This window comes from Bacillus sp. AFS015802 (assembly GCF_002561455.1).
Lineage (GTDB): Bacteria > Bacillota > Bacilli > Bacillales > Bacillaceae_B > Rossellomorea.
In genome coordinates this window covers 380,930-394,667 of record NZ_NTUP01000066.1, presented here as the reverse complement: position 1 = coordinate 394,667, position 13,738 = coordinate 380,930, and the positions used below count along the sequence as shown (strand labels likewise).

At 45.5% G+C, this 13,738-nt stretch carries 9 protein-coding genes and 1 pseudogene; 3 read left to right on the top strand and 7 right to left on the bottom strand.

Annotated features, from left to right (window positions below):
• Nucleotides 1–14: 14 nt before the first annotated feature.
• Complete coding sequence (gene hflX / locus CN378_RS19385; protein ID WP_098354297.1) at nucleotides 15–1,274, bottom strand: GTPase HflX; 1,260 nt, start codon at nucleotides 1,272–1,274, stop codon at nucleotides 15–17.
• A 584-nt stretch (nucleotides 1,275–1,858) separates the two neighbouring features.
• Complete coding sequence (locus CN378_RS19380) at nucleotides 1,859–2,683, bottom strand: SDR family oxidoreductase (RefSeq protein WP_098354121.1); 825 nt, start codon at nucleotides 2,681–2,683, stop codon at nucleotides 1,859–1,861.
• Nucleotides 2,684–2,895: 212 nt separating this feature from the next.
• Here CN378_RS19380 and CN378_RS19375 point away from each other — a divergent pair, with 212 nt between their 5' ends.
• The gene (locus tag CN378_RS19375) at nucleotides 2,896–3,915 is read left to right on the top strand and encodes a DUF3231 family protein (protein WP_098354120.1); all 1,020 of its coding nucleotides are present in this window, start codon (nucleotides 2,896–2,898) and stop codon (nucleotides 3,913–3,915) included.
• 119 nt (nucleotides 3,916–4,034) lie between these two features.
• Here the strand turns inward: CN378_RS19375 and CN378_RS23050 are convergent, their stop codons facing one another.
• Nucleotides 4,035–4,169: a hypothetical protein gene (locus CN378_RS23050; protein WP_257141213.1), complete on the bottom strand. Its 135-nt coding sequence runs from the start codon at nucleotides 4,167–4,169 to the stop codon at nucleotides 4,035–4,037.
• A 243-nt stretch (nucleotides 4,170–4,412) separates the two neighbouring features.
• Here CN378_RS23050 and CN378_RS19370 point away from each other — a divergent pair, with 243 nt between their 5' ends.
• Both CN378_RS19370 and CN378_RS19365 read left to right on the top strand, forming a co-directional pair.
• Nucleotides 4,413–4,988 carry a TetR/AcrR family transcriptional regulator gene (locus tag CN378_RS19370; RefSeq protein ID WP_098354119.1) on the top strand — a complete coding sequence of 192 codons (576 nt, stop codon included), beginning with the start codon at nucleotides 4,413–4,415 and terminating at the stop codon, nucleotides 4,986–4,988.
• A gap of 79 nt (nucleotides 4,989–5,067) precedes the next feature.
• Nucleotides 5,068–8,235 carry a bifunctional cytochrome P450/NADPH--P450 reductase gene (locus CN378_RS19365; RefSeq protein WP_098354118.1) on the top strand — a complete coding sequence of 1,056 codons (3,168 nt, stop codon included), beginning with the start codon at nucleotides 5,068–5,070 and terminating at the stop codon, nucleotides 8,233–8,235.
• Nucleotides 8,236–8,335: 100 nt separating this feature from the next.
• Here CN378_RS19365 and CN378_RS19360 read toward each other — a convergent pair.
• The 4 genes and pseudogenes from CN378_RS19360 to CN378_RS19345 form a co-directional block, all read right to left on the bottom strand.
• Nucleotides 8,336–9,165, bottom strand: a pseudogene (locus CN378_RS19360) (carbohydrate ABC transporter permease).
• A gap of 13 nt (nucleotides 9,166–9,178) precedes the next feature.
• Nucleotides 9,179–10,078 (bottom strand): carbohydrate ABC transporter permease, encoded by a 900-nt coding sequence (locus tag CN378_RS19355; RefSeq protein ID WP_098354117.1) that lies wholly within the window; start codon nucleotides 10,076–10,078, stop codon nucleotides 9,179–9,181.
• A gap of 156 nt (nucleotides 10,079–10,234) precedes the next feature.
• The gene (locus tag CN378_RS19350; RefSeq protein WP_098354116.1) at nucleotides 10,235–11,482 is read right to left on the bottom strand and encodes an ABC transporter substrate-binding protein; all 1,248 of its coding nucleotides are present in this window, start codon (nucleotides 11,480–11,482) and stop codon (nucleotides 10,235–10,237) included.
• A gap of 58 nt (nucleotides 11,483–11,540) precedes the next feature.
• The gene (locus CN378_RS19345; RefSeq protein ID WP_098354115.1) at nucleotides 11,541–13,649 is read right to left on the bottom strand and encodes an amylo-alpha-1,6-glucosidase; all 2,109 of its coding nucleotides are present in this window, start codon (nucleotides 13,647–13,649) and stop codon (nucleotides 11,541–11,543) included.
• Nucleotides 13,650–13,738 lie beyond the last annotated feature (89 nt).

Genomic DNA, 13,738 nt, shown 5'->3' with positions numbered 1-13,738 from the left:
AAGGTCCAGACCTGTTACATCAAATATTCTTTATATCTCTCAGCATCGCTCGTCTTGCATTCAAGCGTCAGCTTCGTACCGCTTTCTTCATACTCGGTTTCTAACACATTGGCATTCTCATTAAAATAGGCAATCAGATGTCCCTTATCAAATGGAATCAGCATTTGACAGCGTTTATAGTCCTTAAAGATATAACTCTTCACGACTTCAAGCAGCTCGTCGATCCCGATTCGATTTTTTGCGGAAAGATAAATTCGGTCCTTCTCGACTCTCGGCACCTCTTCTTCCATCCGTTCTGCTTTGTTAAAAGCATAGATCACAGGGGTATCGCCCGTTCCGAGGTCTTCAAGGGTTTGATCCGTCACCTTCATCAATTTTTCATAATGAGGATCTGAATAATCCACCACGTGGATGATAAGATCCGCTTCCAGGACCTCCTCAAGGGTGGAACGGAACGCCTTAACCAACTGATGGGGCAGTTTGTTCACAAATCCAACCGTATCTGTCAGGAGAAAGGACTTTTTATCAGGTAACGTAATGTTTCTAACCGATGTTTCAAGGGTGGCAAACAGCATATCCTTCTCGAACACCTGTTTATTCTCGTTCGGATGAAACGTTTCTACGAATGCATTCATGGTCGTCGATTTTCCGGCATTCGTGTAACCGACAAGGGATACGACCGGGATCTCACTCTTTTGACGCTGCTTTCGCTGTGTCGTTCGCAGGTCGACTAGTGAATCCAGTTCTTTATTCAAAGCCGTGATTTTCTCTTCGATCCGGCGACGATCGAGCTCAAGCTTCGTTTCACCGGCTCCGCGATTGGCAAGTCCAGCACCGCCTCCTTGACGCCCAAGTGACTCCCTGCGTCCTACAAGTCTAGGAAGCATGTATTGAAGCTGTGCCACTTCGACTTGAAGCTGTGCTTCCCTCGTTTTCGCCCTTTCTGCGAAAATGTCGAGAATCAGCATCGTCCGGTCCATGACGCGGACATCCAGCTTTTCCTCGAGGACCCTGATTTGAGAAGGGGCAAGCTCATCATTTGTGATAAGAACGTCAGCTTCCCACTCTTCGATGAGTGGGAGCAGTTCGTCGATCTTCCCTTTTCCGATATAATGCACGTGATTCGGACGGGGCAGGTTTTGAGTCAGTTCGCCCACGACATCAATGTGCCTGGCCTCTGCCAATCCCTTCAACTCAAGCATCGAATAGTCAAAGTCATTATTTTTATCCTTCGTATTTACGCCTATGGCGATGGCTTTTAATTTTTCTTCCATTCCTTCTTCACTTCCAATCATGTATTTAGGTGCATGAAAAAAACACAGGCCTCTGCCTGTGCTTTTCGTAAATGGATTTGAATACACCGATGGCACATGAAGAAGACCGCATTTTCCCCTGGCCATTTCCAATTGGAAAAGACACCAAAAAAACACCACTCGGTAAATATTCAATTCTATTTTTAGGAGGTGTGTTGTGCACACCTTCCTTCATTCCGTATCAAATGAAGATATCCTTTAAAAATAGTCAGACCGATCCCATTTACCCTGCACACAGGCAGAGCCTTTGAACTTATTCAATTAAGCGTTCAAATTGCGGATGCGTAATCTGATTAAAATCAAAAGGAAAACCTCCATTTCTCATAAGTTAAAACCATTCTACCACACCTGATGGAGGATGGGAAGATATGGTTTGAGGGACGGACCTCCAAATCTTATAATCGGTGGTTCCAAAGTGGACGTTTGGAGGTCCGTCCCTCACCACGCTACCCCACTAAAGAAAAAAATCCCCCATTCTCCACGCTTTCCTTCCGATTCACGGAGGGAAAGCTGGAAAATTGGAGGTCCGTCCCTCTCATAAAATGTTATTCAATATCCTTCTTCCACTCTTCTTCCTCGATCAGCATTTTACCAGGCCATGTGTATGCCATGATGCCTCCGTCTGCTGTGATGTCTTCACCTGTCACGTAGGAGCTGTCGTCTGATGCCAGAAATAGGGCCACTGTCGCCATTTCCTTCGGTCTTCCCAAACGCCCCATCGGCGTGATCCACTTGTTGGCTTCCCTGAATTTCTCTCCCATTTTCTCTTGTTTGCTTCCGACAAGTTCGTCGATCAGGGGAGTCTCGATTGTTCCGGGAGAGAGGGAATTTACGCGAATTCCATTTCTTGCGTAATCAATCGCCATTCCTTTCGTGAAGTTGATTATACCGCCCTTGGCTGCATTATAGCCTGATCGGTCCAGATCTGCCGCTTGCCCGGACATGGACGCAGTATTAATGATCGATCCACCTTTTTCAAGCATAAGCGGGATTAGATACTTGCTGCATAAGAAGGTACCGCGTAAGTCCACTGCCATGATTCGATCGAATAGCTCGACAGGATATTCGTGTACCTTCCCACCCTGTTCATCCACTCCTGCATTGTTAAAGAGGACATCAATCGAACCAAACTTCTTCTTCATCTCATCCGCAAACGACGTGACACTCTCCTCGCTGGAAACATCGAGTTGGAATGCCTCTGCCTTTCCTCCATTCTTTCTAATCTCATCCACGGTCTCATTCATTTCCTCTTCATTTACATCTGCACAAACCACAAATGCTCCTTCTTGGGCAAACACTTTGGCAGTCGCCGCCCCGATCCCAGTTGCTGCTCCTGTAATCACTGCAATCTTATCTTCTAATCTTCCCATAGAGTAAAACCTCCTTGAAATGTCTCATGGAGAATAATTTCCCCTTTTGTGAAATAGTAAACATAGTTTGAAGGAGAGAACTGCACAGACCGTCATTCGCCCTGTAATCGGTGATATTGAATGAGGTGAACCCATCCCGAAACAATATTCATAATCCTTCTCTTGCAAACCCATACTAATATGGACATTCATTTAACATTGGGGGTTTACTCATGTCACATCATCCGAAAGCAGATTTAACATCAGCAGAAATTGCCGCTCTCTGGTCCACGTATCAAAGTGACAGCTTGGCAATTTGCGTATTTGAATATTTCATTGCAAAGAATACAGATCCCGATGCTGAAACCATCCTCCTTTCAGCTCTAAAAACATCTGAACAGCATATTGATTTCATCTCCTCCCTTTTTAAAGAGGAGCGAATCCCTATTCCGGTAGGCTTTTCCAAAGAGAAAGATGTATATAGAGATGCACCCGCCATTTACGGTGATACCTTTTTCTTAATGTATTTAAGGCAGATGGCAAAAGTCGGGATGATTACCTATAGTGGTGCAGTATCCCTCACGGTGCGTACGGATATTCTCGATTTCTTCCAACACGCCCTTCAATTTTCAAGCGAGCTTTATTCCCGATCGACACAGGCTTCCAAAGAAAAAGGGATATTAGTCAGACCACCGTACATTGATTACCCTGAAAAAGTAGAGTTCATTAAGGAGAAATCCTATCTTAGCTCCAGCTTGAATCCCTTTGTACATAGACGGCCTCTGAATGCCATTGAAATTTCACACCTTTTCTTAAACACCGAAACGAACTTACTTGGCAGTATGATTGCTACAAGCTTCGCACAAATGGCGCAGTCTAAAGAGGTGAGAAAGTTCATGACGAGGACCCAGGAAATCGCTCAAAAGCATCTTAATATCTTCAGCGATGCACTCATCAATAACGATATGCAGGCACCGATGTCCTGGGATACAAATGTCAAAGCGTCCACTGAACCGGCATTCTCAGATAAACTGATGATGTTCCACACCACTTTGATCAGCAATGCGGGCATCGGGAACTACGGTACGGCGGCAGCGGCAAGTATGAGAGCAGACCTGGCTTCAAATTATTTCAGGCTGATTCTGGAGGTGGCGGAACTGGGAAAAAGCGGGGCTGATATCATGATAGAAAACGGATGGCTGGAAGAACCCCCACAATCTGCGGATCGAAAGAAGCTGGCAGAAGATAAGTGAAGGGGTCCGTCCCTCACCACATTACCCTACTAAAGAAAAAAACCCCCAATTCACCACGCTTTCTGTTTGGTCAACAAACGGAAAGGTGAAAAATTGGAGGTCCGTCCCTCACTTCAAGACTAGCAGTTTAATCTGGTGCAGACGGCTTCTTTTAAGGAAGTGACGAGATCACTGTTTGGAGCCAGGATTGATACCAACAACCAGGCGACAAGTAATAAAACAACGATCAGAAAGGTTAAAAGACCTAATGGCATAAAAATCCCCCCTTTCTATCAGGAAATCTAGTAAGTGAGCTCTCTTACAAGGTTATTCTATGTAATATTGATAGAGTTGGACCGGCCAATATCATAGAAAACAAAAAAAGGGCAAACCCCCTTCTTAACAAAACCTTCACAAACAATGGGTACTTCGTGTGATTGAGATAACCTCCAGATGGGTATACACTGTACTGGAATGAACATTCATTCCGCATTACCGTTATGAAAGGCTGAATTGGTATGTCTAAGGCATTAAATAAGCGGGAAAGCATCGTGGCGAGCTCCCTGGTCCTATTTGCAGAGCGCGGCTACGATGCCACGACGATTCCCATGATTGCGACATCTGCCGGTGTAGGAGCCGGTACGATCTATCGGTACTTCGAAAATAAAGAAGTGCTTGGGAACACGATTTTTCAAGAATACGTGGGAATCTTTACTGAAACGGTGGAAAAAGCTTTCCCCTATGATCAGTCGATCCGGGATCAGTTCCATCATATTTTTACGTCGATGATCCTGTTTACAAAAGAACAAAGCCAAGCCCTTTACTTTATCAAAACACATAGCAGCGCTCACTTCCTGAACGAAGAAAGTCATGCAAGTTTCCAAGGACTGCTGAATCTATTTAAAAACTTCTTCGACTCAGGTAAAGAAAAGAAGATCATCAAGGATCTGCCTTCTACTGCTTTGATCGCCATCCTTTATGGTGCCTTCCTTGAGCTGCAGCGGCTGGTCCGCATCGGGGAATTAAAGCCTGATGCCTCTATGCTGGCAGAGGTAGAAGAAAGCATGTGGGACGCGGTTCGAATACATGTATGAGAAACGGTTGGTTTCTCTTCTCACAAACGGAATGAACGTTCATTCCGGACAATAATCCAATACACGAGGTGAAAGAAACATGACACAACAATCTCAATATCCACAACCGAAAACCTATGGGCCACTCGGTAGTTTGCCCGTTATTGATAAAGAAAAACCCCTTCAATCATTTATGAAACTTGCCAGGGAACTCGGACCGATTTATCAGTTCCAATTTCCAGGCAGAATAAGCACCTTTGTTTCCAGTGCTTCCCTTGTAGAGGAAATCTGCGATGAAACGCGCTTTGATAAAAAAGTCGGCCCTGCCCTTCAGAAAGTGAGAGCGTTCGGCGGAGACGGCCTTTTCACAAGTGAAACGAAAGAGATCAACTGGAAAAAGGCCCATAATATCCTGCTCCCAAGCTTCAGCCAGCAGGCCATGAAAGGATATCACGCAAAAATGGTGGATCTCGCCACCCAGCTCATCCAAAAATGGGCGCGCCTTAACCCGGCAGATGAAATCGACGTGCCGGAAGATATGACCCGTCTCACACTTGATACCATCGGACTCTGCGGTTTCAATTACCGATTTAACAGCTTCTACCGCGAAACGTCCCATCCGTTTGTGGACAGCATGGTTCGCGCATTGGATGAAGCGATGAATCAATCACAGCGGCTCGGAGTCCAGGACAAACTGATGATCAAATCGAAAAAGCAATTTAAAGAAGACATCCAGTACATGTTCTCCCTTGTGGATGAATTGATTGCCGAACGAAAGAAGAACGGTGATCAAGGGGAAGATGATCTCCTTTCCCATATGTTGAAAGGGACCGACCCGGAAACCGGAGAAGCATTGGATGATGAAAATATCCGTTTTCAGATCATCACCTTTTTAATCGCGGGGCATGAAACGACGAGTGGACTTCTTTCCTTCGCCCTCTACTACCTAATGAACGATCCGGAAAAACTGAAAAAGGCTCAAAAGGAAGTCGATACTGTACTCGGTAATGATATACCGGAATATAAGCAAGTGAAACAACTGAAGTATGTCCGTATGGTATTGAATGAAACCCTGCGACTGTGGCCGACTGCCCCTGCCTTTTCAGTTTATGCGAAAGAGGACACTACTCTCGGAGGAAAATATGACGTCAAACAAGAGGATGTGTTCACCCTGGTCATCCCTGAACTTCACCGGGACACCTCCGTGTGGGGTGATGACGTGGAAGCCTTCATCCCTGAACGTTTCGAGGACCCGTCGTCAATCCCCTATCATGCTTATAAACCGTTTGGAAACGGTCAGCGTGCCTGTATCGGCCAGCAGTTTGCCCTTCATGAAGCAACACTGGTGCTCGGAATGGTCCTGCAGCACTTTGACCTGATCGACCATCAGAACTATCAGCTTGATGTCAAAGAAACACTGACCCTTAAGCCGAACGGATTAACCATGCGTGTCACACCGCGTAAGCCTGCCATGGCTTTCTCAATCGCTTCCAACGAAGAGGCAGCACCTGAGAAAGCGGAAGAGTCCATCGCGATGGACTCTTCCCACGGAACTCCCCTGCTTGTTCTTTATGGTTCAAACATGGGAACAGCCGAAGGGATCGCACGTGACCTCGGGGAAACGGGACGAAAGCAAGGGTTCCATACGGAAGTTGCTCCTTTAGATGAGTACAGTGATGGACTCCCGAAAGAAGGAGCGGTCGTCATTGTCTCTGCTTCCTACAACGGAAATCCACCAGACAATGCAGGTAAATTCGTTTCCATGCTGAAAGAAAGTCAGAGTGGTGAATTCGAAGGTGTCCGTTACGCCGTTTTCGGATGCGGTGACCATAATTGGGCCACCACGTATCAGCGGATCCCGAATTTCATTAATGAAGAGCTTCACGAAAAGGGAGCTCACCGCTTGTCAGAAATCGGTCACGGTGATGCAAGCGATGACTTTGAAGGAGATTATGAGAAATGGGCAGAAGCTCTTTGGCCGAACCTGGCAAAAGAATTAGACATCGAGCTTCATCAAAATGACGGGGCAACCAGCGCCATTACCATGAACTTTGTCAGTGATGTGAGCGACACACCACTTGCCCGCACTCACCATGCTTTTACAGCCATCGTGAATCAGAACGTGGAATTACAACAGTCGGAAAGCGGCAGAAGCACAAGGCATATTGCCCTGACTCTTCCGGAAGGGGTCGAGTATCAGGAAGGTGATCACGTCGGGGTCCTTCCTCAGAATCCAACAAGTCTTGTTGAGCGAGTGCTCAGTCGGTTCCACCTGAATGGCCGGGACTTTGTCAAACTGACAGGAGATGCCGGAAAAGCAACCCACCTCCCTACAGAAAAGCCTGTGAAACTTCAGGAATTACTGGCGAACTATGTAGAGTTCCAAGAGCCTGCGACCCGTTCTCAAATCAGGGCGCTGGCGGCTCATACCGTATGCCCGCCTCACGTAGTGGAGCTTGAAGCACTGCTGGAAGATGGAACGTATAAAGAATCGGTACTGAATAAACGCATCACCATGCTTGATCTGGTGGAAAAATACATGGCATGCGAAATACCTTTTGAAGGATTCCTGGCATTACTCCCTCCTTTAAAGGCACGCTACTACTCGATTTCAAGCTCACCACTATACAAAAATGGGGAAGCAACCATCACAGTCAGCGTCGTCCGTGGAGAGGCATGGAGCGGTAACGGGGAATATAAAGGTATCGCATCGAACTATCTGGCAGAACGTTCGGAAGGAGACAAAGTCGCCTGCTTCATCAACACACCGCAGTCAAACTTCCAGCTGCCTGAAGATGCAAGCACACCGATCGTCATGATCGGACCCGGAACAGGAATTGCACCTTTCAGAGGATTCATCCAGGCCCGCAGCGTACTAAAAGAAAAAGGAAACGCTCTGGGCGAAGCACATCTTTACTTTGGCTGCCGCAATCCGGAACACGACTTCCTCTATCAACATGAACTGGAGAAAGCAGCACAAGAAGGGATTGTCACATTACACACAGCATTCTCAAGATGTCCAGGTCAAGAAAAATTCTATGTCCAGCACCGCCTGGCAGAAAATGCAGAAGAAATCCTGCCATTATTGAAAGAAGGAGGGAAACTCTACATCTGTGGGGACGGAAGCAAAATGGCCCCCGATGTCGAAGAGACTTTAGTAGAAAGCTACATGCGTTTCTATCAAACATCAAAAGAAGAAGCCGATAACTGGCTGCGATCACTGGAAGAAGATGGTCGCTATGCGAAGGATGTTTGGGCTGGGGCATAATGAAAGAGAAAAGCGAATCCTTGATTGGATTCGCTTTTTTTAATGGTGATTGCTGACGGGATAAAGAGAGCTATTTACGAAGATTAAGAGCCCCCTTCCACTATTTCCCTCCTGTAAACGAAATCCCCTTAATAAAGTACCGGTTGAAGAACGCATATAACAGCAGTACTGGGAGTGTAAAGACCATGGATGCCGCCATGATATAGTTCCAGTAGCTGACGTATTGGCCTTTAAACGTATTCAATCCTAATGGCAGTGTATACATTTCTGTATCGGTCATGACAATCAACGGGGTCATGAAGTTGTTCCAGAATCCCATGAACACAAAGATTGCTTGTGCTGCCAAAGCCGGTTTTGCTAACGGCAATACCACTTTGAAGAAGATACCGAATCGGCTCAGGCCGTCAATTTGAGCAGCTTCCTCCAGTTCTTTCGGAAAATTGATAAAGAATTGTCGCATCATGAAGATGAAGGTGGCATTGATCATGGCAGGTACAATCATGCCTTGATACGAGTTTAGCCATCCGATTTCCTTTAAAATTAAATAGTTCGGGATCATTGTAACTTGAGCCGGGATCATCAGGACAGCCAGGATCAGGATGAACAATGCCTTTTTTCCTGGAAAGCTCAATCGAGCAAGGGCATATCCCGACATGGAGTTGAAGATGATATTCAAGGCCGTCCCGACAACGGCGATGAATAAACTATTGAATAACCATCTTGGAAATAACTCCTGCTCGATAAAAATCTGTTTGTAGTTATCCAATGTGAAATCCTTCGGTATGAAATTCATCGCCCGCTTATGATTTCTTCCAATGTTTTAAAAGAAGAGGAGAGTGCCCATAAGAATGGAATCAGAGTGGTGATGGCATAGCCGATCAGGACAATGTATAGAAGACGTTTACTGAACGTCTTTTTCTTTGAATTCATGCTTCCATCCCCCTTAATAGAGTGATTCTTCTTTAGAGAATTTGCGTTGAATCAAGGTCGCCACCAGGATGATAAGAGCGAGCGCGAAGGCAAGTGCGGCTGCATATCCCATGGTGCCCAACGATTTAAATGCATACTGATAGATGAGGAGGACAACCGTCAACGTCGAATTATTCGGACCACCGGATCCACCTGAGAAAATATATGATTGATCAAACAACTGGAAGGTGCCGATCACTCCCATGATCACGACGAAGGAGGTAACCGGCCTGAGAAACGGTACGGTTACATAGAAGAACTTCTGGATGGCGTTCGCACCGTCAAGTTCAGCCGCTTCGTATAACGAGTCTGGAATATCCTGAAGGGCTGCTAGATAAATGACCATGAAAAAAGGAGCCGTAGCCCAAATGTTCATTAACATAATCGCATTCAGAGCAATGTCAGGATCACCCAAGAAATTATACGTAGGCAAACCAACTTTATCTAAAAGGTTATTGATTAACCCCTCTTTGTTATACATCCACATAAAGATGAGGGTAAGCACTGCCGATGATGTTAACGTAGGTAAGAAATAAACGATCCGGAAAAGCTTCTCACCCTTTAATCCTGCGTTCAATGTGGCCGCCAGTACTAAAGCTAAAAAGGTTTGTGTCGGCACCACGATCAGTACATATTTGGCCGTGTTTTTCAATGCGATCAGGGCACGGTTGTCTTCCATGATCCGTGCGAAATTATCGAAAGCAACAAATTCAAAGTTCATATCGCCAAGGAGTTGAACCTTATGAAAGGATAAAAAAATGGCATAAAGAATCGGTCCGATAATAAATACCCCTAATACAAACAGCGTGGGAGACATAAATAAGTATCCTTGTCCTGCGTCCTGTAATCTTTTCTTAGAAGATTGTTTGTTCATTTCTTATCCCTACCTTCCATCTGTCTCTCGAATCTACAGTGATTACCTGTATTCTTTCCACCGGGGTCTTTCTTGCCAAGACCTCAAAAGAAAGAATACAGTCAGTGGTAAAGCTGTACCTGACACAAATCATGAGTGTCAGGTACCTTTAATGTATTATTGAATTTCGCTATTTGCTTGTTTTTCTGCCTCTTTCAGTGCTTCATCCAATGGTCGGTCACCAAGGAAGGCAGCGATGAATTGGTTGTTAAAGTTATTCATGATGATCGGCAGGTTCTTTCCTTCTGCCCACACCGTTGCATATGGAGCTCCGGCTACAAGTGCACCGCGTAATTCATCCTTGTCATACCCTAACTTTTCAGCCACTGATTTACGTGTCGGAAGGGCGAATCCTTTGGACGTCCATGTTTCCATTCCTTCTTTACCCGTGAGGTACGAGATCAGCTCCCATGAAGCTTCCTTCTTTTCAGATGCAGCATTCATCACATATCCCACCGTGTAGGCCATTGTTCCTTTTTCACCATTGATGGTCGGTAATTCAGCCGTTCCGTATTCAACATCCGGGAATGTATCCGCCAGGAATGGGATCGCCCAGTTTCCTTCAATGACCATAGCCGCTTTCCCTTGACCGAACATTTCCCCTCCCCAGTTCGCTCCCACTTCTGAAGCCTGTGCAGAGGTCTTGTCTTTGTTATGCTGGTCGATGATCGGCTGCAGGGCATTGACCACTTTATCCGAAGCAAAATTCGCCTGATCATCCTTCACGACTTCCCCACCGGTTGATTGGGCAATATGGTAAAGACGAGCAAGTTCCGGGGCCACTCCAAATCCGTACACGCCATCCTTTGTCAGTGCTTTAGATACTTCACGAAGTTCATCCCATGTTTTCGGAACTTCTACACCCGCTTCTTCAAACATCTTTTTATTGTAAAATAAAGCTAGCGTCGAATAGTCTTTCGGAAATCCGTATGTCTTTCCATCGACTTTGAACGCTTCAAGCATCGGTTTCTCGAAATCTTCCACATCAAAGTCTTCTGTCACATAATCATCCAGCGGTTCTACTACCCCGGTATCAATCAGGGCAGGTGCTTCAAGGGCATCCAGATAGAAAACATCCGGTCCTTCCCCACCGATTAAGCGGGTTTTCAACACATCCATGTACTGTTCTGAAATGACTTCATGCTTTACATCGATATTCGGATGCTTCTCTTCAAAGTCAGCGATTGTCTGAGTTAAAAGCTTCTGTTCAGAAGGGTTTCCTCCCCAGCCGGCAAGTGTGATTTCGACCTTTTCATCTCCTCCATTTGAACTTGTCTTCTCATCAGATCCACTGCACCCTGCCAAAACCGTTCCCACTAACATCGTCGTAATACCTAGACTCGCCATCCACTTCGTTTTCGCCATTTTCTTACAACCCCTTTTTTTGATTTATGAAAAATAGGAAGCTTGTTCCCAGATGTACCTAAACCGTTTGCTTTTCTCTCACAATGTCGTAACCCGTTGAGTTTTCTAAAATAGTTGTCTCTACTTTGTCACCGTTTCGTATCAAGGAGAGCGAAAGTACTCCCTCACCAATCGCTATATTATGAACCTTTAGGGTATTCATATCAGGGAGTAAACCAGGATTTAATTGAATTTCTTTTTGAAGGCTATTCGGGAACAGCCCCAAAAGAGATTGGATAAACACAAGAGGTGTCCCTGCTGCCCACGCCTGTGGTGAACATGCAACAGGATACTTTACTGCCTTCCCGAATTTAGATTCATATCCACAGAACAATTCAGGCAAGCGGTCGTATTCGAAATGGTATGATGCGTCGATCAATCCACTCATCACTTTATTGGATTCTTCCTTGAAGCCTAATTTGCTTAAGCCGAGTAACGTCATGCTATTATCATGTGGCCAAACGCTTCCATCGTGGTAGCTCATCGGATTGTAGCCTGCTTCGCCTTCCCCCATCGTGCGGATACCGTAGCCGGAAAACATTTTGTCACCCGTGAGAGTTCGACTTACTTTTGCAGCTCGATCACCCGAGATCATTTCTGAATACAAAACATGTCCTGGATTCGATGTGATCGTACCGACCCTTTCTTTCTTTTGATCGAGGGCGATGGCGTAGAATTCCCGGTCGTCCATCCAAAATTCCTGTTCAAATCGTTCTTGCAGGTTCTTCGCTTCCGCCTCTAATCGGGCAGCCTCTTCTTTCTTTTCAAGTGCTTCATAAACGGCAGCCAATCCACGTTTCGCCTGGTACACATATCCCTGGACCTCAACTAAGGCGATCGGCGTGTCAGCATAATCCCCATTGCGATGAACGATGGAGTCCCCGGAATCCTTCCAACCTTGATTAGCAATCCCTTTGGACGATTCCTGGTGGTATTCCACGAATAAATCCCCATCACGATCACCGTATTGGTCGATCCATTGAAGGGCTCTCTTCACATTGTCTTCAAGCTTTCGGAAAGTATCGAAGTCTCCCGTCCATTTCACATACTCTGTCAAAAGAACAAGAAATAACGGTGTGGCATCGATCGTTCCATAATAAGGTGTGAACGGTATTTGATCCGTATTCGCAAGCTCTCCGTAGCGAATTTCATGCATGATCTTCCCGGGCTGCTCGTCCCTCCAAGGATCTACCTTTGTCCCCTGCTCACTCGCCATGGTGAACAGTGTGCCTTTTGCAACCTGAGGCTGGAAGGCGATCATTTGCAGGGCTGCAATCAGACTGTCCCTTCCAAATGGAACCCCGAACCAAGGGAGACCAGCTACAGGAAACTTTCCGTAGCCGGTGTCAGTCAATAACACTCTGAGGTCTGATAAACCCCTATCCACGAGGCGTTGAAGCGGCGTGTAATCCGTTTCCACTTTTGTTAACTGAGCCGACCATTCTTTATAAGAAACCTTTAATTTTTGAAGAGCCTCTTCGACAGGTAAAATGTCATCTCTTGTTTCTACATTTTCCAATGGGATGATCATAAATGTAATCGACTTTTCTTCCTCATGCTGAAGCTCAACCTGGAATGCAATCTCTCCATTTTCTTCCACCGTTTTCGCTTCTGCATCCCACTGAATTCTTGTTGAACGATTGATCTCGTCCGCTCCTTCATAGTGGAAGGTGAGCGAATGATCCCCGACTGTTTGCCCGGTCCTCTTCCCGACATTTCCTGTTTGGAATCCGCGAACAATGAACATATCGTTAAAGTCCACATCGACTTCTATATTCAACTCAAATGATATCGGCTTAGGAAAATAGTTTTTCGTGGTAATTGTTTCATACAACACATCATCATTAATAAAGCGCTTACGCTCGATTTCTACAGATTCCCTCCATAGAATGAGGTTCCCATCCTCTTCCTGGTGTGGATTCGTTGATAGAATCGTAGACATATAGTTTTCCGATCCATCCGAATGTAATAGAATAGGGTTTTCATGATTGATTTTGACATTCAGCTTGCTTAGGTATCTCGTGTCATTCTTGTATAAACCAAGCCCATAACTATGGTCTGAAATGATGTTGCCCTGCTCATCTGTAAGAAGAAATAAGTTGTTTTCTTTAATCACTCTGTAGTTCATATTGGTTCCTCCTACTCTCACATTCAATTTTTCCGAAACGTTTTGGAGATTCGGCAAAAAAAAATCATTTCATTACCAAAACGTTTCGG

Excerpts from the sequence above, each read along its gene's own strand:
- CN378_RS19380 (WP_098354121.1), bottom strand. The coding sequence starts at position 2,683 with ATGGGAAGATTAGAAGATAAGATTGCAGTGATTACAGGAGCAGCAACT.
- CN378_RS23050 (WP_257141213.1), bottom strand. The coding sequence starts at position 4,169 with ATGCCATTAGGTCTTTTAACCTTTCTGATCGTTGTTTTATTACTTGTC.
- CN378_RS19365 (WP_098354118.1), top strand. The coding sequence starts at position 5,068 with ATGACACAACAATCTCAATATCCACAACCGAAAACCTATGGGCCACTC.
- CN378_RS19345 (WP_098354115.1), bottom strand. The coding sequence starts at position 13,649 with ATGAACTACAGAGTGATTAAAGAAAACAACTTATTTCTTCTTACAGAT.
- hflX (WP_098354297.1), bottom strand. The coding sequence starts at position 1,274 with ATGGAAGAAAAATTAAAAGCCATCGCCATAGGCGTAAATACGAAGGAT.
- CN378_RS19370 (WP_098354119.1), top strand. The coding sequence starts at position 4,413 with ATGTCTAAGGCATTAAATAAGCGGGAAAGCATCGTGGCGAGCTCCCTG.
- CN378_RS19375 (WP_098354120.1), top strand. The coding sequence starts at position 2,896 with ATGTCACATCATCCGAAAGCAGATTTAACATCAGCAGAAATTGCCGCT.
- CN378_RS19355 (WP_098354117.1), bottom strand. The coding sequence starts at position 10,078 with ATGAACAAACAATCTTCTAAGAAAAGATTACAGGACGCAGGACAAGGA.
- CN378_RS19350 (WP_098354116.1), bottom strand. The coding sequence starts at position 11,482 with ATGGCGAAAACGAAGTGGATGGCGAGTCTAGGTATTACGACGATGTTA.